Origin of the sequence: Cloacibacterium caeni (assembly GCF_907163125.1) — a bacterium.
In the GTDB taxonomy this organism is placed as follows: Bacteria; Bacteroidota; Bacteroidia; order Flavobacteriales; family Weeksellaceae; genus Cloacibacterium; species Cloacibacterium caeni_B.
This window is the reverse complement of sequence record NZ_OU015319.1, coordinates 2,949,814-2,969,446: the sequence shown is the minus strand read 5'-3', so window position 1 is coordinate 2,969,446 and position 19,633 is coordinate 2,949,814. Positions and strand designations below refer to the sequence as shown.

Genomic DNA, 19,633 nt, shown 5'->3' with positions numbered 1-19,633 from the left:
AAAGGTAACAAATCAAGCGCTAAAATGGATAAAAATAAATTCTACTCTCTCGTTATTCCTATGTATAACGAAGAAGGAAATGCAGGAATTTTAATCGACAGAATTTCTGATGCTATGAATGGATATCACTATGAACTCATCTTAATAGACGACAATTCTACGGATAAAACCATACAAGAAATCAAAGAAAAAAAACATCCAAATGTAGTGTTGATTGAGCTCAAAAAAAATTACGGACAAAGTTCTGCAATGATGGCTGGTTTCGATTATGCAACTGGTGATTACGTGATTACACTTGATGGAGATTTGCAAAACGATCCTTCAGATATTCCTGCGATGGTAGAACTTTTAGAAAATGGAAATTACGATTTGGTGGTAGGAAAACGTCAAAAAAGGAAAGATTCTTCCATCAGAACCATTCCTTCAAAAATTGCGAATTTCATCATCAAAAAATCTACAAAACTCAACATTTCTGACCAAGGTTGTGCGCTGAAAGTTTTCACCAATGAAACAGCTAAAGAACTTAATCTTTACGGCGAAAACCATAGATTTATTAGTTTAATGGCGCATTTAAACGGTGCTAAAATCACAGAAATTCCCGTAAAACACCACCCAAGACAACACGGTGTTTCTAAATACGGAATGAACAGAACTTTCAAGGTCATTAATGACTTGCTTTTGGTCTTGTTCAATAAAAAATACCTTTCTAAACCGATTTATCTTTTCGGAAATATCGGTTTAATCACTTTTACATTGGGAGTTTTGGTTAATATTTATTTATTGGCGCTCAAAATTTTAGGAAATGACATTGGCGGAAGACCTTTATTAATCCTTGGCGTATTACTTATTTTCATTGGCATTCAGTTTTTCACCACAGGAATTATTGTAGACATGTTGATGAAAACCTACTACGAATCTCAAGAAAAAAGACCTTTTAACATCAGAAATATCACAACATTTGGAGAAAGTCAATCTTAAAAAACTACTCATCAACTTTGCTAAAATTTTCATTAGCATTGCTTTGTTGTATTTCGTTTTTCAGAAAATTCCTTTTCGGGAAGTAACTGTTTTATGGGCAAAAACGAATGTTTTTTATCTCGTTCTGGCTGCTATTCTCTTTTTGGCTTCCCAAATTATTTCTACCAAAAGACTTGAACTCTATTTCAAAGCCAATGATTTCCATTTGAGTTTTAGAAGCAATTTAGAACTCTATTTTTTGGGAATGTTCTATAATTTTTTCATTCCAGGTGGAATTGGTGGAGACGCTTACAAAGTCTATCTTTTGAATAAAAATTTTGGTTGGAGTGCCAAAAAAATTACCTCATCGCTTTTTAATGACCGATTAAGCGGACTTTTGGCAATTTGCGTATTGATTTTGGGATTTTCCTTCAATTTGCTGGAAGCCAAATTCTTCCCCATCTTATTTGTTCTTTTAGTGGTAGGATTTTTCTTTACTTATTTTTTGACTAAAAAGCTTTTTTCTACTTATACCAAAGTTTTTTTTAAAGCTTTTTCCTATTCATTTTTAGTCCAAATTTTACAAGTCATCAGTTTTATATTTTTATTAAAAAGTTTAGATATTACGAACAATTTCACTATATACGCAGTAGTATTTTTGGCAAGTTCTGTGCTCAGTTTAATTTCTTTTGCAGGAATTGGGGTGAGAGAAATGCTTTTTCTACAAGCGTCTAAATGGTTCAGTTTCCATCCAGAAATTTCAGTTTCTGCGTCTTTACTTTTTACAATGATTACTGCATTTTTTTCACTTTTTGGAGTGATATTTCAAATAAGAAAGTTAAATTTGAAGCTTACTGAAACGCCATGAATTTTATAAAAAATAATTTAGCCAATGCTTTCACTCTCGGGAATTTATTTTCTGGAAGCATCGGTGTTATCAATTTAGTAAACGGAAATTATAAAGTTGCCGCACTTTGCATCATCATTTCTTTAGTTTTAGACTTTTTAGACGGATTTGTTGCCAGAGCGCTTAAAGCCAATTCTAATCTCGGCGCACAATTAGATTCTCTAGCAGACATGGTAAGTTTCGGACTTTTGCCTGGTGTAACGATGTTTAAAGCACTAGAAGGTTTCGGTAATCAATTTATGGATTTTGAACTTCCATTTCAGTTGAAATATTTAGGGCTTTTCGTGGCTTTATTCTCATGTCTCAGATTGGCTATTTTTAATTTAGATGAAGAGCAAAGCTATTATTTCAAAGGACTCAACACACCAAGTAATACGGTTTTACTTTTCGGAATGTATTATGCTTTTCAAGAAACGGGAATGTTTTGGCGAACGTTTGAAAACCCTTTGTTTTTACTAGGTCTCGTCGCAGCAAGCTGTTGGTTACTTATCAGTCCCATCAAAATGATTGCGCTTAAATTTAAATCGATGAAACTGAAAGATAATTACCCAAAACTCATCTTACTTTTGGGCGGAATTCTACTGATTTCTATTTTAGGATTGGCTGGAATCCCGATGGTTATCGTTTTTTATATAATCGTTTCTCTAATTTTTCAAAAACAAATGTAAGGACAAGTCACGACTTTGTCCCTACCAAAATAAATTTTATGAATCTAAAACTCCATAAACCGCTCTGTATCTTTGATTTAGAAACTACTGGAATTAATATTTCTAAAGACAGAATTGTAGAAATCTGCATTCTGAAAGTTTTTCCAGATGCTTCTAGAGAAAGCAAAACTTGGTATGTAAATCCAGAAATGCCTATTCCTGCAGAAGCTACTGCTGTTCACGGAATTTCTGATGAAGATGTAAAAGATTCTCCTACTTTTAAAGAATTGGCTCCGAAAATCATTGATATGATTAAGGATTCTGATTTAGGAGGTTTTAATTCGAATAGATTTGATATTCCACTTTTAGCAGAGGAATTGTTGAGAGCTGGTTATGATTTTGATTTATCTAAACACAGACCAATTGATGCTCAAACCATTTTCCACAAAATGGAACCTAGAAATCTAAGCGCAGCGTACCAATTTTACTGCGGAAAATCTCTAGAAAATGCACATTCTGCGGAAGCAGATACTTTAGCAACCTTCGAAGTTCTGGATGCTCAAATCGAAAAATATGCAGATTTGCCGAATGATATTGCTGCTTTAAGCGAATTTTCATTCCATAATAAATTTGCAGATTTGGCAGGATTTATCGCCTTTGATGATAAAGACGAAGAAATTTTCACTTTTGGAAAATATAAAGGTCAAAAAGTAAAAGATGTCTTCACGAAAGATGTAGGATATTTCGGTTGGATTCAGAATGCTGATTTCCCACTTTATACCAAGAAGGTCTTGACTAAGATTCAGTTGAGAAGTAAGTTTTAAGATTTTTCACGCAAAGACGCAAAGGTTTTTCGCAAAGTCGCTTCACTCATCTAAGAGATTGTCTATTAAAATTATCACAAATGAAAAATATTTCCATTATTAAAAAAGGAGAAAATGAATATGAAATTTCATTAGTAGAAGGAAAACTACCTTTTATTGAAAGCGATATGATTTCTGTTAAAGGGAACTTTATCAAAATTAAATCTATTAGAATTGGTGAGTTTTACACAAAAGATAGTGGTTCGTTAGATGCAACTTGTAAAACTCAAGAATTTGAAATTAAAAAAGAAAATATTATCAATATTTCTTTAGAAAATGGAAAGAAAGATTTGATGAGAGTTTTCATCAATCTCAACAATTCAGATGATATTGAATTAGTTCAGCTTTCAAACACAATAGAATTAGCGAAATTTATGGATATTATGCTTAATACATAATGAAAACTAACATTTCTCATAAGGATATTGAACATTTTTATATCACTTTATATTTCAGTAAAAGCCACTCAGATTGCAAAAAAAAAGCAATTTGGAGAGCTTATCGTGATTTTAGTAGAACGTTAAGAAATCTTTCACAGAATCATCAGGAAGTCAAAAATAAATGGGAAAAATTACTTTGTAACTTAATTGAGGAAGTTTGCCAGAATGATTTTAATGAAAAACAATTCGATGAGTGGCATAAAGAAAATACTGAAAAATTAAAAAAATATTCTTTAGATTATACTTTAACCATTGGGCAAGCTCAAAAATGGATTAATATGACTCTAAAATATTGTTTTCTTTTAGGTGAAGAAAAAATTCCCGGAATAACAAAAAATGTAGATTATTTTCATATTCCGATTGATAATATTATTCAGGACAGAATTTTTGAAGAATTTAAAATCAATCGAATTGATGAATCTTGGAGCAGAATAGATTGTTATAGTAAATATATGGAATATCAAGAAAAGTTCAGAGAAAAGATTAGTGAAAACGAAACTCCTTTTGAAGTGGAATTTAAAATGTTTAATGAAAATTTTTAATTTAATATTATGAAAATCATTTGCATAGGAAGAAATTACGCAGAACACGCGAAAGAATTAGGAAACGAAATTCCAGAAAATCCAGTTATTTTCATGAAACCAGACACTGCTGTTCTCAAGAAAGGCAGTGATTTCTATATTCCAGAATTTTCTGATGACGTGCATTATGAATTAGAAGTGGTGCTTAAAATTTCTAAAGGCGGAAAATATATCCAAAAAGAAAATGCACCTAAACATTATGACGAAATTGCGCTTGGAATAGATTTTACAGCGAGAGATTTACAGTCTCAGCTCAAAGGAAAAGGTTTACCTTGGGAACTCGCAAAAGGTTTTGACGGAAGCGCTGTAGTTTCTGATTTTTTCCCAAAAGAGAATTTTGATTTAAAAAATTTGAATTTTCAACTCAAAAAAAATAAAGAAACTGTACAAGATGGCAATACCTGTCTAATGATGTTTTCGCCAGATGATATTATTGCTTTTGTCTCTCAATACTTCACTTTAAGAGTGGGAGATTTAATTTTCACAGGAACTCCAAAAGGTGTAGGAAAGGTATCAGAAAACGATGAGCTAGAAATGTTTCTAGAAGGCGAAAAAGTTTATAGTCTGCGCATACAATAAATCATTTCTAAAAACTTTTATTTCCCGTTTAAAAATTGTAAATTAGTACTGTTATTAAAACACACGCCATGAAAAATATTATTTTACCCATCGATTTTTCTGACACTACTGATATTCTTGTAGAAGGCGCTGTAGATTTTGCAAAAGAAATAGCCGGAAAAATTTATTTAATACACGTAGCTCCTGCAGATATAGGCTTTGCTATAGGAGATATGGGATTTCAATATTTCCCAGAGATAGAAAAATCTGAAATTTCTGAAGAACTCGCCGAGTTGAATGAAATTGAAAAAAGAATAAAAGCAAAAGGTGTAGCTTGTGAACATTTACTAAAACAAGGCATCGCTGCTGAAATTATTTTAGATTATGCTAAAGACAAAAAGGCCAACTACATCGTCATGGGAAGTCATGGAAGAAGCGGCATTTATGATGTTTTCGTAGGAAGTCTTACCAAAGATATCACGAAAAAATCTCCTATTCCTGTTTTAGTAGTTCCTTGTCACAATTAATTTTAACAAATAGAATAAAAAAATCCCGAAATTTTACAATTTCGGGATTTTATATTATGTAAGAAATCTGATTAATCTTCTTTAGTGTGTAATTCTGGGTTGTAGTATGGGAATTTACCTTCTGTAGGTGAATAATATTCTTTATCTTTATTATTCCCTAATGTGGTTACTAAAACATAACACCAATAGCAAAATAAAGCACTAGCTACAATAAATAGAATCCAGTTCAATACGTTTCCTGCGAAATCATAGAATCCGAAAGACCATTTGAACAAATCACTTAAGAATAACCAAAAAGACGTCATTTTTTTCTTATTTTAAATTAACTTTGCACAAAATTAATAAAAATGTTCAGATTACTATCAAAAGAAAGCAATATTTTTTCGATTCCTGTCTATATATTTTTTTTATTTCTTTTGATCATATCATTTAATATATTGGATTTCAAAACATTAGGTGTTTTTTCTAGCATTATTACGTTTTGCGGATTTGCTTTAGGATATTTTCTTTTTAACGCTATTGGCCTGAATTACAATACTCATCTTCCTCTTTTTCTGTATACCTTTTTTGTGTTTGCATTATATCCGGGAAGTTTAGACATAGGAATTGCGATGTCTTTGTTCACCAACTCTTTTGTAATGGTTTTATTGACCAGCAATCAAGATGAAGTAAGGAAAAATTCATACCTGATTATTGGCGCAATTTTGGCGGTGAATTTCTTGTTTTTGCCTACAACTTGGCCTATGTTTATTTTCGTGTTGATTCACCTTATTTCTACTTCAGATCATATTTCGCTGAATATTTTCAGATTATTTTTTGGAAATGCATTGGTTTTTGGAACTTATTTTGGTGTGATGTATCTTATTGGTTATCATGATTTTGACGAAAGTTATATTCCTTATGTAGAAGATTCTTTCATGCAAGATTACTATCCATTATACTTTCTTTTACCCGTTGCTTTATATGTGTTGTATGCTGTAATGGACCATTTTGCCAATTTTAATAAAAAAAGTCCTTCTAGTAAATTTAAGTACACTTTTATGCTCTTGTTTTTCTTGGCACAATTGGTGACTGTATTTCTTTACATGGGCAAAAATTATGAATATTTACTTTTATTGGTTTTACCGAATGTGATTATCCTTTCTAGAGCCTTGAGATTTTTGAAAAAATATTGGATGAAAGAATTCGGTGTATGGATAATTATTCTCACTTTATTACTTTTTAAACTTACTACTTATATAGATTTAGACGAACTAATAAGATTATGATTCAAATAGATGATAAATTAATTTCTGAAGATATTTTTTCTGAAGAATTTGTGTGTAACCTCAGCAAATGCAAAGGAATCTGCTGTGTAGAAGGAGATGCGGGAGCTCCGCTTGACAAAAATGAGAATGAAATTTTGGAAAGAATTTATCCAAAAATTAAAAGTTATCTTAGACCAGAAGGAATAGTTGCCATAGAACAACAAGGAACACACGTTACTGATATTGATGGAGATTTGGTAACGCCACTCGTAAATGGTGGAGAATGCGCTTATGTAATTTTTGATGAAAAAGGCATCACCAAATGTGGAATCGAAAAAGCTTACGAAGATGGTGTTGTAGATTGGCAAAAACCTATTTCTTGTCACCTCTATCCTATTAGAATAACAGAATACAGAAATTTTTCTGCAATCAATTATCATGAATGGGACGTTTGTAGCGACGCTTGTACCTTAGGAAAAGAATTGCAAGTTCCTGTTTATAAATTCTTGAAAACGCCACTGATTAGAAAGTACGGCGAAGATTTTTACAAAACCCTTTGCGAAGCAGCAGAAGAATGGGAACGCGAATTTAATTCGTAGGAAAAGTAGAATATGTATTATTGATTACCAAAACATAATTTCCTTGATTCTGGGAATTGGTTTTGGTAACTTTTATAGGATTTCCCTTCTCATCTACTTCATAAGTAAAGGTATTTTCTACCACTTCACTATTGCTGAACACTTCTTTTACAATCCAACCTTCTTTATTATAAGTATTTTTAACATTGGTTTTCAGGTTGTACATTTCATAATTGGCTTCTACCAATAATTTATTTTCATAAATTTCTTCGGCGGTTTCTTCCACTTTATCATTTTGAAAATCCTTTATCAGTTTGGTGAAAAAATCGTCATTTTTGTAGTTTTTGTACTATACTATTCTGGTCACTTTATTTTTAGCATCTTTTTCTATTTCTTTTGTCAATCTATTATTTTTGTCAAAGAAATATTGAGTTTTAGAAAACATTTTACCATGCATCCAAAGTTCAGAATTCTGCAACTGAAGATTTTTATAGTGAAAAACCTCTTTTTCCTTCTCGCCAGAATGAACATGCTCTGTTTCTATTTTCACCAATAAATTATCAATATTGTAGTAATATTTTTTCACAGTAACATAATCTCCATCTTTGGTTTTTTTCTCTTCTAAAAATGTATTGTAGAATTTCAATTCTTCTGTAAAAACTATATTCGATTGGTCATCTTCCCAATATTGTTTAGAAATCACAGTTTCTGTATTTTTATGCAAGCCAAAATCTTGAGTCGTAAGTTTTTCTTGAGGAAATCCGAAAATGGAAATAATTATGGTGAAAAATGTTATTTGTTTCATGTTTTCAAAATTTTTAAAGCGCCAAAATATAAAGGGGATAAAACTTCAAGAAAGTAAGTTTGTCCAAATTCGGAACAAAATATTTCGGCACACCATTTTCTTGAATGACTAAATTTCCCATATCTTGAGCCAATTTCATACTAGAAGTATCGATTTGTTTTCCGTTATCGAAAATGATGAATTGATAATCATTATTGATGACAATATATCTTTTAGAAGGTACATTATACGGTTTCATCGCCACGAACTCTTCACTAGGTTTCATATCTTCTACCAATGCAACTTCTCCATTATTAGGGTCAAAATAAATGAAATCTGTTTTGTTGGGACTGATAAAACCTTTGCTCAAATCTGGAATAGGCTGATTTGCTTGATTCTCCATTTTAAATTTTCCGTCTTCGCCTAATCTGATTTTATAGGTAGATTTAGGGTTTTTATTTTCTAGAAGTTGAAAAATATCTCCATTAATCCCTTCTGTGAAATAGGGATTATATTCTGTACTTCCAGTGGTTTCTCCGTTAGTATAAGTCAATTTTCTAAAAAAATAATATTTCCCGAAAACCGCGTTGTTTTCTCTGATTTTAAAAACATTTCCGTTTGGATCTTTTCCTTCTAACCAAGCTTCTTTTCTCATAGGTCTTTGTCCGTTTACCAAACTTTCTTTTAATTCAAAAACTTTTTTACCATCATTAGCCGAGTAATTTTCATCAATATATTGATAATTTTTTTCGTCTTGATAAGAGGTGAAGTTCCATGTAGAATCCAATTTTCCATTGTCAAAAATTTCTACGGAAGCCAATGTACCATCAGATTTATATTGATATTTATATTGCCAATGAAATCTAGGATTAGAAGGTTTAATTTCTATAAGTTTTCCGTTTTTGTCATAGCTAAATGTAGAAATGTTTTCACTGGCTTTGTCTGTTCCTGTAGAAATATATGAAAATCTTACAGGCTTTCCTTTCGCATTGTATTCGAAAGTTTCGATGACTTTATCTTTAGAATATTGTGTTTCTATAGAAATTACTTTTCCGTTTTTGAAGGTATAAATTTTGGTTTCTCTTGGTTCAAATTTCCCAGAAGTAAAGCCTACAGAATAATTCACTTCTTCTATTTTTGCTACATCTTTATTTACACCCCAATTTTCTGCTAAATATTTCACCACATTATCTTGTTGTGCAAAAGAAAATTGCACGAACAAAAGCACTAAAAGTTGAATTATTTTTTTCATCATGTTATATGTTTATTCCAAATATAATAAATTATTTCAAATCATCTATCGCATCGTAACTCAAAACACTCATATTGAAAGATTTAGCAAATTCTTTATCAAAAACTCTGCTTCCTTCTGTAGAACCATCTTCGTAAGTAATTTCCGAAAATTCAAAATAATTAACAATGTCAAATTCTAAATCATCATACTCTGTTTTTTTGGATTTAAGAATGGCGCCTGTTTTTCCGTAAACGTAATGACTATCAAAACTTGTTGCCATATCACTTTTCATCACTTCATTTCCGTTTTTGTCATACTGATAAGTGTAAGAAATTTTAGCAGCTGGGTCGTCTATTTCTTCTGAAATTTTCAAATTATTTTCAAAAACTTCATCTACAATTTTTTTAGAATCATCATTGATAAAAACTACTTTCTTGGTTGTATAATTTTTATCAGAAATATAATTGTAATCTACTGTTGATAATACTAATTTGTCATCTTGATATCTTTTTTCCTTAAGAATTCTTCCTTTTTTATCATAATTGAAATCTGTAAAAATTCTTTTGTTACCTAAAACTTCAGAAATTTTTGACAATTTGCCATTTTCATAAAAAAAATCTATGTAAGGATAGTATTGAGGCTTCTCATAATCATCCGCTGTTTCTATAGAAATCAATTGATTTTGAGCATTATATGTATATCTTTTGATTTGAGTAAATCTATCCAAATAATTATCCAAAACATAATCATATTTTATCAAACCTTTTTCAAAAATTCTGATGTGTTTTTCGATGACGAAATATTTACCTAATTCTACATCGTACTTGTAAACAAATGTATTATAGCTTTTTACATTATTGGGCAGTGAATAATCTGATGCCTTGTATTTTTCTTGAGAAAAAACAGCAATGCTTATAAAAAATAGCGTGATAAATAGATATTTTTTCATTGTATAGGTGTTTTAATATTTTTGTTTCCAAGGATTATAATTCATATCTGTGGTGTAATACACTTTACTACCAGATTTTGCATAACCTTGATTGTCTAAGGTCACTCCTTTTAGCAAGAAAAATCCTGTATGATCTTGGTCTCTATAAACCGTGACTTTAAATTTCCCCAACTCCCAAATCATTCCGTCTGGTAAAGTATCATAAGAAGCAAAACTGTCATCATTCACATAGAGTGTTTTGTCTTTTAGATTAAAAACTCCACTCACATTTACTGTTGCGAAATATGTTTTGGTTCCAAAATTATTCGTGTAAATAAATTCTACTTGATTGGTTCCATAAAAAGGATATTCGGTTTTACTTCCGTCAATTTTTTCATTAAAAACCAATTTCATATAAACGCCAGTATTTATTTCTCCCATGTTTGGAATTTGTTCACTCGAAAAACCTTTCCAAGGTCCTGCTAAAATATCATTCAATGTTTTTTCTTGGGCAAAATTTAGCGTAAAAACCAATCCAAGAATCAAAGAAAACAGACTTCTTATCATGATTTTAAAATTTTAAAAATGATATTGAGCACCAAATCCTACTGTACTCATTTTAAAAGACGATGTGTTTCCGTTTCCGTTCGTCCATTTAAATTTCCCAAAATCAAACATTGCATTTACAGACCATTTTTCACTTTCAGAATTGTAAATAACAGGCTGAAATCCCCAACCAAAATAATTCATGGTTCTATTGGTAGTGGTTTCTACAAAACTATCATCATAAATATTTGAGGATTCTTTGAGTTTTCCAAAACCAACTCCATAATCAAAGTGTAAACTATTCACCGTAGAAATTAAGATTAAATACACAGGAATATCCAAAAAACCAATTCCCAAATCTTTTTCTTTGGTTACTAATCCTGCAAAATCAAAAGCAGAACCTTTAAAACACAAAGGATAAATTCTTCCTTTAATATTCGGAATAGACGTCTTAATTTGAGTAATCGCATCACTAGAAAGAATGTGTGTATTGTCATAACCTACTACTGCTGCAATTCTAAAACCTAATTTAGAGTCTTTTTTATAATTGAAAAATCTTGCACCTTCTGCACTTACAGAGAGTTGCATGCTTTTACCTTCTCTCGCCACTTTTGCCAGTTCGTCACCTGGTTTAGAAAAAGAAGTTCCTAGGTTAAATTTCACAGAATTATTACCTTCTTGCGCAAAAGTAAATACCGAAATCATCAATGCTGAAACAGCCGATAAAATAAATTTTCTTCTCATAGTTTAATTTTTTTTGGTAAAAATACTCGGAAGAAATAAGCAAGTAAATACGAATAAAATCGTATATTTTTCAGAATTTTAATTAATATTACTCTTTGGCTTTTCCCTAATTTTTAAAAATCTTGAATATTCCTATCATAACCATAATTGCGAAAAAAAGCGTAACAATAGGGTTTCTGCGGTAAACTTCTTTCACAGCATACATCGTTAAATCAAAAGTAGAATCTAATTTCTGCTTCGAAACTTTTTTGCCGATTTTCACTTTTGTAGTATCTACTTTTTGAATAGATTTTGTAGCAATTGGTTTACCGTTTACATTCAAAACTGCATCTTTAGAATTTTGTGCAGAAATAGTGGTAACAAGTATGAATGACAACAAATAGAGAAACTTTTTCATGGTATACTATTTAAATTAATTTATTCTTCTTAGCAATCTGCACTGCTTCTAACTTATTATGAACCTGTAATTTAGCGTAAATATTTTCTACATGTTTTCTAATAGTTCCTTTAGAAAGGATGAGATTTTCTGCAATAGCATCATATTTCAATCCTTTGCTTAATTGTTCCAAAACCTGAATCTCTCTTGCGGTGAGGGTAATTTTTTCTTTTTCTTCTTCAGTTTCGAAAACCTGAGGTTCTCTGAGCAATTTCAATGTTTTCAGCGCGATAGACGGCGTCATTGCAGCGCCTCCAGAAAGCGTTTCTTTGATGGAATTGTATAATTCTTGAGGATTAATTTCCTTCAGCAAATAACCATCGGCTCCAGCTTTGATGGATTTAAAAATTTTTTCATCATTATCAAAAACCGTTAGCATTAAAATTTTGATGTGAGGATAACGCTTTTTTACTTCCGCAGTAGCTTCTACTCCGTTCATTTCTGGCATTTCTATATCCATCAAAATCAAATCTAAGTTGGAGTTTTTTTCTAATTTTTGGAGCAATTCTTTTCCGTTCAGAGATTTTGATTTGATTTCTATATCTTCAAAAAAAGACAGTTTCTCTTGAACCGTTTTTTGCAAAAAAAGATTATCGTCTACTATCGCTATTTTTATCATGGTATATTATTTATTAGTTGCAAGTTGCGAGTTTCGAGATACGAGATGCGGGTTTCGAGTTTCGGGATTCATGTTTCATAATTTTTCCCAAACAATCTCCAATTCCCCAATTCTCCCACTCTACAATTCTCCCACTCTACAACTCTACAGTTCTATTTCTTTAAAATTTCAGTAATTCTACATTTACGCTGGTTCCTTTCCCGATTTCTGAATTGATGGAAAAATTTCCCCCGATTTCTTCCATTCGTTTTTTCATATTGAGCAATCCGTTTCCTACATCTACATTTTCGGTGTCAAAACCTTTTCCATCGTCTTTGATTTCAATTTTTAAACCTTCCTGAAATTTTTCTGCATTGATGACTATATGATGAGCATTAGCATATTTCATGGCATTATTCACAGATTCCTGAATCGTTCTGTATAAATTTACACCTACTACAGACGAAAATTTCTTGTTTTTAAGATTTTCGTCAATGCTAAAATTGAACAAAATATTTTGATTGGCAGATTGCGCTTGTTCCACAAAATTGAAAATCCTAGAACTCAAATCTTCCATCGTAAAATCTGCTTTATTCATTGCCCAAATCGTGTCTCGAAGTTCTACAATCGTATTTCTGGTAAAGTCACTGATTTTGTCTAAACGCTTTTCTACCGCAGTTTCTAAATTCGGAATTCCAAATTTTGTATTTTCTAAAGACGAAATAATGAAGGTTAATTGCGCACCAATATTATCATGCAAATCTCTGGAAATAGACAAGCGCTGTTCTTGTAACTTATTTTGACTTTCGATTTGCGCCATTGCAGATTTCAATTCAAATTCCTGATGTTGCTGCTTGTTTTTCAATCTTTGTTGACGATAAAAAAGAAAGCCAATAATAGAGGCTAAAATCGCAAATACAATCGCCACCGAAAATTTAATTCTAGAAGTTTCTACTTCGGCTTGCTTCTGAAGTAATTGTTTTTCTTTTTCATTGGTATCAAATTTCACCTCTAATTCGGCAATTTTAGAATTGGTTTCCTGATTAATGAGGCTGTCTTTGAGTGCTGAAAATTTCTTGAAATTCTGCAAAGCATTTTGATGTTCTCCTAAATTTTCAAAACATTCTGAAATCTTGCGATAAGAATCTTGCGAAAGTCCTAAATACTTGTGTTTATCGGTGATTTTTGTTGATTTTTGATAAAACCCAATCGCTTTTTTGAAGTCTTTTTGCATCAAATGCAAATCTCCTAGGTAAGAGTAATTTTCTGCAATTCCTACCGTATCATTTATTTTTTTTCTGATTTCAAGGGCTTTTTGATAGTTTTCCTCCGCTTTGTCAAATTGTTTTCTGAGCACAAAAACCCCTGCAATATTATTCAAACTATAAGGAATGCCGACTTGGTCATTAATTTTTCGTTTTAAGGCGAGACCTTTTTCGTAGTAGAAAAGTGCGCTGTCATATTCTACTTTCATTTCTTTGAGCACACCATAATTGTTATAAATGCTCAATAAGGGTTTCTGAAGGTTATTCTTTTCTGCAATTTGTTTAGATTTCTGCATGTACTGAATCGCTTTCTCTAGATTTCTTTTCTTCATTCTATACCCTAATTCTCCCCATTCTAAAGAAAGATTCTCTAAGTCATTTAATTTCTCGAAAATGTGAATCGCTTTCAGAGAATACGCCAAATCTTTCTCATATTTTCCTTGATAATAATAGACCAAACTAAGGTTACTGTAAGATTTAGCTTCTCCTAAGTCATAATGAATTTTTGCAGATTCTTCTGCATTTTTCAGATAAACCTTGTCCAAAATAGCGGCATCTTTTAACCTTACTTCAAACGGAAGATTATTAATAGAATCTATTTTTTTATGGTTTGATTTTTGCCCAAAAGTCAAACTCAGTGTAAAAATGAATACAAAAGATAAAATTGATTTCATGCAGAGACTTTTCTAAGTCTAAATTTATAAAAATTTATGAATAATGATTTTTACAAATTTGGAGTTTAAACTTCTACCAATAAATACGAAAAAGTTCGTATATTCTGACATAAAAAAGTCCGAGAATTTTCATTCTCGGACTTTACATTTTATAAAAATCAAGTTTTATTTGAAGTCTTCTACTGACACTTCTTTATTAACGATAACTTGATTATTGGTCATTTCCATGTTTTGTCCCATCATGGCTAATTTGATATTTTTAGGAAACTTAATTCCGTCTACTTCCATGTAATCTAGAATAACCATATCTCCTTTGTCAGAAGTGCTTTTCACCAATAAATTAGTTTTGGTATCAAAATATAATTTTTTACCAGCACCAGCTAAAAGATATAATTCTTTACCTTCTTCCGTTACTTTTTCTACTGTTTTGAAGTCTGCCGCATTGTAAGAAAGCACTTCGAATAGTCTTTTTTTCTTTGCTTCTTCAATTGCAGGAGCTGGTAAATCCATTCTCTGACCAGCTTGCATCATGTAACCTTTTTCGCCGTCAAAAACTTGAACCATTTCTTGTCCCATAACTTTTTGAACCGCTTTAGATTTATTCGGTGCCATTTCTAAAGTAGTCGCTTCCATTTCCATGCCCATTACTTTAATCGTAGAAAGTGTTTTCACGGTTTTTACCGCTTCTAATTTAGATTTCCCACCCAAAGCTGCGGCGTAATTATCAATCACTTGTTGAGCCGTTACATTCGCAGAAACTGCTGCTTTTGGAGCATCCGTTTTAGGAGTTTCTACTTCTGGCATTAAAGTAAATACCATTCTGTTTTTCTCGGTTAAATACTTTTTACCAACTGCCTGTAAATCTTTTACAGTAAGTCCTTTTACTTTAGTTAAATAATTAAGAACGCTGTATTTATCGCCACCTTGAGTTTGATAGCTCGTGATGTTTTGTAGCCAATAATTATTGTCTTTCATATTGGTTACATCATCATTCGCTTCTCCTTCTTTAAATTTATCTAAATCTTTTTGTTCTGGCCCGTTGTCAATCATTTTTTGAAGTTCGGCCAAAGCGATTTTGGTTAATTTTTCTGCATTTTCTGGTCCACAAGGGAAATTAATGCTGAAATTGTAGCTTCCATAAGGAACTTTGTTTAAACTTCCTCTTGCTCCACCTCCGTAAATTCCGCCTTCATCTTCACGAAGTTTTTCGATGATTTTAATCGTAGCAACTTCACCTAAAGCTCTCATGGCAAGATCTTCTTTCTCATTATATTTGGTTTCCCCACTGAATCTAATCATCACCATACTTTTAGGATCTTTTCCTTTTTTAATCACTTTTTCTGTAGAAGTGAAAAGAGGTCTGTATCCTAAATCTTTATAAGTTTCTGATTTTTGGGTAGAAGGTAAACTTGCTAAATATTGTTCAGAAAGTTGTTTGATTTGGTTTTCGTCTACATTTCCTACAAAATAGAAATGGAAGTTTCCTGCATTAGCGACTGATTTTTTGTAAATATCGTACGCTAATTTATAGCTGGTTTTTTCCCAAGCTTTAGCATCTGGTAAAATTCCGAAGAATCTAGGATTTTTTTGGTTCAAATATTTCTGAACTTCACTTTGGAAATACGTTTGAGGATTTGCCAAAAGGTTATCTAAAAATCCTTGTTGTTTCGCTTTATAAGAATTGTAGCTTGCTTCGTCATAATTTAGGTTGGTAAAATAACCATAAATCATTTGGAAAAGCGTTTCGAAATCTTTTTTGGTAGAATTTCCGTTGAATCCTGTAGAAATTCCTCCTACATAAGGCATTACAGAAACCTGTTTCCCAGAAAGGAATTTGGTAATATCATTTTTAGAATATTTATTGAATCCAGATTCTGAAAGCGCTGGAAAAGCCCATTGTGTTTTTTCGATGTCTTCATTAGAAATTAAAGAACTTCCACCTAAACTGATCGCTGAGAAAACAATTTCGTCTTCTTTGAAATCTGTTTTTTTGTAAGTTACTTTTGCGCCATTGCTTAATGTAAAAGTAGTGGTTCCCAACTTAGCATCTGCTTCGGTTTTTACAATTTTACCATTGGATTTAAAAGGCTCTACCAAAGTTTTAATGGCAGCTTTGTCTTCGTAAGGTTTTAATTGTGCATTTTTCACATCATCTACAGTTGCCAATAACTGCGCATCTGTAGGAAGTACTGCATTTTCTTTTTTAGGACCAGTTACCACAATCACTCTGCTATCATCTTTGATATAATTTTTCAGAATGTTATTCACTTGGTCTAAAGTCACACTTGGCAAATATTTTTTGTGCAATTCATATTCCCATTCAATTCCTGGAATTGGCTCTTGGTTAAGGAAATTTCTTACATATTCCATTACCAATCTTGCACTTTCTGTTTTATCTCTATTGTTATAAGATTTTTCTAAGTTAGAAAGGGTTTCAGATTTTGCTCTGTCTAATTCATTTTGAGAAAAACCAAATCTTTTTGCTCTTTCTACTTCTTCTAACAGCACTTTAAGCGCATTTTTCTGTTCGCCTTCTTTGGTCATCGCATACGCTTGAAAAGCATCTTTGGTTCTCAAGAAATTGCTATGAGAAACATATCCGAAAATAAATGGTGGCTTCTCAGAATTGGTTAATTCTTGCAAACGGTTATTCACAATGGTAGCAGCCAATTGTTCTACAATGCTTTTTTGATAATCATTTACGGTAACATCTGGTTTTGCAGGACCATCATCTTTAATATAAAATTGCGCCGAAGACGAAGTTGCATCTGCATCAGTAGCAATAGAAATCAAAGTTTCTTTATGATTTGGCATCTCATAATCTACTCTTTTTCTAGCATTTGCAGGATTTTGATATTTGCTAAAATTGGCTTTAATTTTTTGCTCCATTTCATCTACATTAACATCTCCTACTACTACCAAAGCCATTAAATCTGGTCTGTACCAATCTTTGTGAAATCTTCTCAGCGCTTCTGGTTTGAAATTTTGTAGAATTTCTTTTTTACCAATTGGTAATCGGTCTGCATATCTAGAATTGTAAGCTAATTTAGGAAGATATTGGTCTAGCATTCTTTTGTCTGCTCCTAATCCTAAACGCAATTCTTCTAAAACTACGCCTCTTTCTTTTTCTATTTCTTTATCGGTAAGTAATGCGTTAAAAGCCCAATCTTCCATTACTTTAAGCCCTGAATCTAGGTTTCCTGGCTTGTCAAGAGGAACGGGTAGCATGTAAACGGTTTCGTCAAAACTGGTATACGCATTAAGGTGTTGCCCGAATTTAATCCCGATAGATTGTAGAAAATCTACCAATTTATTCTCTGGGAAATTTTTAGTCCCGTTGAAATTCATGTGCTCCATAAAGTGAGCAAGACCTCTCTGGTCTTCGTCTTCATTGATAGAACCCGCATTAATCGCTAAACGGAATTCTACTTTTTTTTCTGGTTTTACGTTTTTCTTGATGTAATACTTCATCCCGTTAGAAAGTGTGCCCGTTCTGACGCTAGGATCAAGAGGAATGTTCTGAGCAAATGCATTGGCAATCAAAAAGAAAGACAACACAAAAGAAAGAAATTGTTTTCTCATAGTTTTAATTTTGATTAATAATAATTTAATACGATAAAAATATAAAGAAAAAACTTATCTAGAAAAGAAAAATCAGTTAAATGTGTGTTAAAAAAATCCGTCTCGAAATTCGAGACGGATTTATATTTCTAAGAAATTTCTAGAAAATTATTTTTGTAATTCTGCTAAAAATTCTTCGTGTGTAATTTTAGTTTCTTTTTTGCTTGCTTTTTCTAGGATAACATCTTTTAGTTTACCCATTGCAACTTCTTGAGAAATTTGTCTTACTTGCTCTTCTTGTTTTAGCATTTCTACTGCATATTTCTGTACTTCTTCTTGTGGAAGATTGTGGATTCCGTACATTGCTAATTGGTTGTTTACTAAAACTTCAGCTTGAGCTAAAACATCTGCATAATCTACTTTTACATCATAATCTTGGAATAATTTTCCTTCGATGATTTGATTTTTGATGATAGATTTTTCTGCTTCAAGAATTTCTTTTGCTTGTTCTTCAGAAGTGATGTTTGGATTAGAGAATAGTAACCATTTTACTAAGAATGCTTCTGGTAACTGAACTTCAGTTTTTTCAGAAACGTTTTCTAATACTTTATTCACAAAGTGAATATCTGCATTTTGTTGGAAATATTCGTCTAATTCAGTTTTTACTCTTGCTTTTAATTCTTCTTCAGAATTAATGTTTCCTTCACCATATACTTTATCAAATAATTCTTGATCTAGTGGTGCTAAGTTTAATTTATAGATTTCTGTAACGGTAGCTTCTAAATCTTCATGATGAATGTGACCTAGTTCATGCTCGTTGTAATTTAAATCTTTAGCCAAAGTTTCGTTTTCCGTTAACTGAGTTTTAGTCAACTTCACTACATCACCTACTTTGTGAGATTTTACCAAACCGAAAGCTTCTTTTTGCTCAGCAGAAACTACTACATTTTTCGGTGGATGATTGTGCTCTCCTTCTGCATCAGCTTCTACTACTTGTGCAATAGAAAGTGCTACATAAGAATCTTTAGTCGCTTTATCTTGAGCATCTTTATCAGCAAATCTTTTTTGCATGTTTTCGATGCTTTGGTTGATTTCTTTATCAGTAGCTTCTACTTTGTAGTGAGGAGCTTCGTAAGAAGATAAATCAATATTAAAATCTGGTTCAAAACCAACTTCGAAACCTACAGAAACTTCTTCTGCATTGTAATCTAGTTCGTTCATAGGAACTGGAACTGGCTGACCAACTAATCTTAAATTGTTTTCGTTTACATAGTTGTTCAATGCTTCAGAAATTTGTTTGTTAATTTCTTCAAAAGCAATACCCGCTTCAAATTGTTTTCTCACCATGCTCAATGGAACTTTTCCTTTTCTAAAACCAGGAACAGTAGCATTTTTAGCATAATTGATCAGTTGTTTTTCAACTTTATCTTTGTAATCAGATTTATTTAAAGTTACTGTAAGCAAAGCACTTACTTCGTCATGATTGGTTCTTGTAACATTCATCTTGTTAAAAATTTTGAGTTGCAAAAATAGTGTTTTTTTATGAAAACAGAAAGCA

22 protein-coding genes are annotated in these 19,633 nt (G+C 31.7%); 10 read left to right on the top strand and 12 right to left on the bottom strand.

Features of this window, described 5'->3' with window-relative positions; genetic code table 11:
- Positions 1–24 precede the first annotated feature (24 nt).
- From KKQ79_RS13795 to KKQ79_RS13760, 8 genes are all read left to right on the top strand, one after another.
- Positions 25–978, top strand: a complete 954-nt coding sequence (locus KKQ79_RS13795; RefSeq protein ID WP_213190629.1) for a glycosyltransferase family 2 protein — start codon at positions 25–27, stop codon at positions 976–978.
- Entirely contained in the window at positions 959–1,825 is an 867-nt protein-coding gene (locus KKQ79_RS13790) for a lysylphosphatidylglycerol synthase transmembrane domain-containing protein (protein ID WP_213190628.1), read from the top strand. Before KKQ79_RS13795 ends, KKQ79_RS13790 begins: the two co-directional genes overlap by 20 nt.
- Entirely contained in the window at positions 1,822–2,532 is a 711-nt protein-coding gene (locus tag KKQ79_RS13785; RefSeq protein WP_213190627.1) for a CDP-alcohol phosphatidyltransferase family protein, read from the top strand. Before KKQ79_RS13790 ends, KKQ79_RS13785 begins: the two co-directional genes overlap by 4 nt.
- A 38-nt stretch (positions 2,533–2,570) precedes the next feature.
- Positions 2,571–3,335, top strand: a complete 765-nt coding sequence (locus KKQ79_RS13780; protein WP_213190626.1) for a 3'-5' exonuclease — start codon at positions 2,571–2,573, stop codon at positions 3,333–3,335.
- An 80-nt stretch (positions 3,336–3,415) separates the two neighbouring features.
- The gene (locus KKQ79_RS13775; protein ID WP_213190625.1) at positions 3,416–3,772 is read left to right on the top strand and encodes a hypothetical protein; all 357 of its coding nucleotides are present in this window, start codon (positions 3,416–3,418) and stop codon (positions 3,770–3,772) included.
- Positions 3,772–4,356, top strand: coding sequence for a hypothetical protein (locus tag KKQ79_RS13770; protein ID WP_213190624.1), 585 nt, complete (start codon positions 3,772–3,774; stop codon positions 4,354–4,356). Before KKQ79_RS13775 ends, KKQ79_RS13770 begins: the two co-directional genes overlap by 1 nt.
- Positions 4,357–4,365: 9 nt before the next feature.
- A complete protein-coding gene (locus KKQ79_RS13765; protein ID WP_213190623.1) occupies positions 4,366–4,974 on the top strand; it encodes a fumarylacetoacetate hydrolase family protein in 609 nt (202 codons plus the stop codon).
- A gap of 68 nt (positions 4,975–5,042) precedes the next feature.
- Positions 5,043–5,480 (top strand): universal stress protein, encoded by a 438-nt coding sequence (locus KKQ79_RS13760; protein WP_069798598.1) that lies wholly within the window; start codon positions 5,043–5,045, stop codon positions 5,478–5,480.
- A 71-nt stretch (positions 5,481–5,551) separates the two neighbouring features.
- Here KKQ79_RS13760 and KKQ79_RS13755 read toward each other — a convergent pair whose 3' ends face one another.
- Positions 5,552–5,785, bottom strand: a complete 234-nt coding sequence (locus KKQ79_RS13755) for a DUF6341 family protein (RefSeq protein ID WP_104794283.1) — start codon at positions 5,783–5,785, stop codon at positions 5,552–5,554.
- A 42-nt stretch (positions 5,786–5,827) separates the two neighbouring features.
- Here KKQ79_RS13755 and KKQ79_RS13750 point away from each other — a divergent pair, with 42 nt between their 5' ends.
- Positions 5,828–6,748: a DUF6427 family protein gene (locus tag KKQ79_RS13750; protein ID WP_213190622.1), complete on the top strand. Its 921-nt coding sequence runs from the start codon at positions 5,828–5,830 to the stop codon at positions 6,746–6,748.
- Positions 6,745–7,326 carry a DUF3109 family protein gene (locus KKQ79_RS13745; protein WP_213190621.1) on the top strand — a complete coding sequence of 194 codons (582 nt, stop codon included), beginning with the start codon at positions 6,745–6,747 and terminating at the stop codon, positions 7,324–7,326. Before KKQ79_RS13750 ends, KKQ79_RS13745 begins: the two co-directional genes overlap by 4 nt.
- On the opposite strand, the gene KKQ79_RS13740 is transcribed toward KKQ79_RS13745, so the two are convergent.
- From KKQ79_RS13740 to KKQ79_RS13690, 11 genes are all read right to left on the bottom strand, one after another.
- Positions 7,316–7,591 (bottom strand): hypothetical protein, encoded by a 276-nt coding sequence (locus KKQ79_RS13740; RefSeq protein WP_213190620.1) that lies wholly within the window; start codon positions 7,589–7,591, stop codon positions 7,316–7,318. The two genes, KKQ79_RS13745 and KKQ79_RS13740, sit on opposite strands and share 11 nt — an antisense overlap.
- Before the next feature lie 63 nt (positions 7,592–7,654).
- Complete coding sequence (locus tag KKQ79_RS13735) at positions 7,655–8,110, bottom strand: hypothetical protein (protein ID WP_213190619.1); 456 nt, start codon at positions 8,108–8,110, stop codon at positions 7,655–7,657.
- A 13-nt stretch (positions 8,111–8,123) separates the two neighbouring features.
- Positions 8,124–9,341 (bottom strand): hypothetical protein, encoded by a 1,218-nt coding sequence (locus KKQ79_RS13730; protein ID WP_213190618.1) that lies wholly within the window; start codon positions 9,339–9,341, stop codon positions 8,124–8,126.
- A gap of 31 nt (positions 9,342–9,372) precedes the next feature.
- The gene (locus tag KKQ79_RS13725; protein ID WP_213190617.1) at positions 9,373–10,272 is read right to left on the bottom strand and encodes a hypothetical protein; all 900 of its coding nucleotides are present in this window, start codon (positions 10,270–10,272) and stop codon (positions 9,373–9,375) included.
- Positions 10,273–10,284: 12 nt separating this feature from the next.
- Positions 10,285–10,818: a hypothetical protein gene (locus KKQ79_RS13720; RefSeq protein ID WP_213190616.1), complete on the bottom strand. Its 534-nt coding sequence runs from the start codon at positions 10,816–10,818 to the stop codon at positions 10,285–10,287.
- A gap of 12 nt (positions 10,819–10,830) precedes the next feature.
- Positions 10,831–11,541, bottom strand: coding sequence for a hypothetical protein (locus KKQ79_RS13715; protein WP_213190615.1), 711 nt, complete (start codon positions 11,539–11,541; stop codon positions 10,831–10,833).
- A gap of 106 nt (positions 11,542–11,647) precedes the next feature.
- The gene (locus tag KKQ79_RS13710) at positions 11,648–11,938 is read right to left on the bottom strand and encodes a hypothetical protein (RefSeq protein ID WP_213190614.1); all 291 of its coding nucleotides are present in this window, start codon (positions 11,936–11,938) and stop codon (positions 11,648–11,650) included.
- Positions 11,939–11,948: 10 nt separating this feature from the next.
- Positions 11,949–12,596 (bottom strand): response regulator transcription factor, encoded by a 648-nt coding sequence (locus tag KKQ79_RS13705; RefSeq protein WP_213190613.1) that lies wholly within the window; start codon positions 12,594–12,596, stop codon positions 11,949–11,951.
- Positions 12,597–12,756: 160 nt separating this feature from the next.
- Positions 12,757–14,514: a tetratricopeptide repeat-containing sensor histidine kinase gene (locus KKQ79_RS13700; protein ID WP_213190612.1), complete on the bottom strand. Its 1,758-nt coding sequence runs from the start codon at positions 14,512–14,514 to the stop codon at positions 12,757–12,759.
- A 165-nt stretch (positions 14,515–14,679) separates the two neighbouring features.
- Positions 14,680–18,096: a M16 family metallopeptidase gene (locus KKQ79_RS13695; protein ID WP_213190611.1), complete on the bottom strand. Its 3,417-nt coding sequence runs from the start codon at positions 18,094–18,096 to the stop codon at positions 14,680–14,682.
- Between the two features lie 147 nt (positions 18,097–18,243).
- The gene (locus KKQ79_RS13690; protein WP_069798575.1) at positions 18,244–19,578 is read right to left on the bottom strand and encodes a trigger factor; all 1,335 of its coding nucleotides are present in this window, start codon (positions 19,576–19,578) and stop codon (positions 18,244–18,246) included.
- Positions 19,579–19,633 lie beyond the last annotated feature (55 nt).

Excerpts from the sequence above, each read along its gene's own strand:
- KKQ79_RS13795 (WP_213190629.1), top strand. The coding sequence starts at position 25 with ATGGATAAAAATAAATTCTACTCTCTCGTTATTCCTATGTATAACGAA.
- KKQ79_RS13785 (WP_213190627.1), top strand. The coding sequence starts at position 1,822 with ATGAATTTTATAAAAAATAATTTAGCCAATGCTTTCACTCTCGGGAAT.
- KKQ79_RS13780 (WP_213190626.1), top strand. The coding sequence starts at position 2,571 with ATGAATCTAAAACTCCATAAACCGCTCTGTATCTTTGATTTAGAAACT.
- KKQ79_RS13775 (WP_213190625.1), top strand. The coding sequence starts at position 3,416 with ATGAAAAATATTTCCATTATTAAAAAAGGAGAAAATGAATATGAAATT.
- KKQ79_RS13770 (WP_213190624.1), top strand. The coding sequence starts at position 3,772 with ATGAAAACTAACATTTCTCATAAGGATATTGAACATTTTTATATCACT.
- KKQ79_RS13765 (WP_213190623.1), top strand. The coding sequence starts at position 4,366 with ATGAAAATCATTTGCATAGGAAGAAATTACGCAGAACACGCGAAAGAA.
- KKQ79_RS13760 (WP_069798598.1), top strand. The coding sequence starts at position 5,043 with ATGAAAAATATTATTTTACCCATCGATTTTTCTGACACTACTGATATT.
- KKQ79_RS13755 (WP_104794283.1), bottom strand. The coding sequence starts at position 5,785 with ATGACGTCTTTTTGGTTATTCTTAAGTGATTTGTTCAAATGGTCTTTC.
- KKQ79_RS13750 (WP_213190622.1), top strand. The coding sequence starts at position 5,828 with ATGTTCAGATTACTATCAAAAGAAAGCAATATTTTTTCGATTCCTGTC.
- KKQ79_RS13745 (WP_213190621.1), top strand. The coding sequence starts at position 6,745 with ATGATTCAAATAGATGATAAATTAATTTCTGAAGATATTTTTTCTGAA.
- KKQ79_RS13735 (WP_213190619.1), bottom strand. The coding sequence starts at position 8,110 with ATGAAACAAATAACATTTTTCACCATAATTATTTCCATTTTCGGATTT.
- KKQ79_RS13730 (WP_213190618.1), bottom strand. The coding sequence starts at position 9,341 with ATGAAAAAAATAATTCAACTTTTAGTGCTTTTGTTCGTGCAATTTTCT.
- KKQ79_RS13725 (WP_213190617.1), bottom strand. The coding sequence starts at position 10,272 with ATGAAAAAATATCTATTTATCACGCTATTTTTTATAAGCATTGCTGTT.
- KKQ79_RS13720 (WP_213190616.1), bottom strand. The coding sequence starts at position 10,818 with ATGATAAGAAGTCTGTTTTCTTTGATTCTTGGATTGGTTTTTACGCTA.
- KKQ79_RS13715 (WP_213190615.1), bottom strand. The coding sequence starts at position 11,541 with ATGAGAAGAAAATTTATTTTATCGGCTGTTTCAGCATTGATGATTTCG.
- KKQ79_RS13710 (WP_213190614.1), bottom strand. The coding sequence starts at position 11,938 with ATGAAAAAGTTTCTCTATTTGTTGTCATTCATACTTGTTACCACTATT.
- KKQ79_RS13705 (WP_213190613.1), bottom strand. The coding sequence starts at position 12,596 with ATGATAAAAATAGCGATAGTAGACGATAATCTTTTTTTGCAAAAAACG.
- KKQ79_RS13700 (WP_213190612.1), bottom strand. The coding sequence starts at position 14,514 with ATGAAATCAATTTTATCTTTTGTATTCATTTTTACACTGAGTTTGACT.
- KKQ79_RS13695 (WP_213190611.1), bottom strand. The coding sequence starts at position 18,096 with ATGAGAAAACAATTTCTTTCTTTTGTGTTGTCTTTCTTTTTGATTGCC.
- KKQ79_RS13690 (WP_069798575.1), bottom strand. The coding sequence starts at position 19,578 with ATGAATGTTACAAGAACCAATCATGACGAAGTAAGTGCTTTGCTTACA.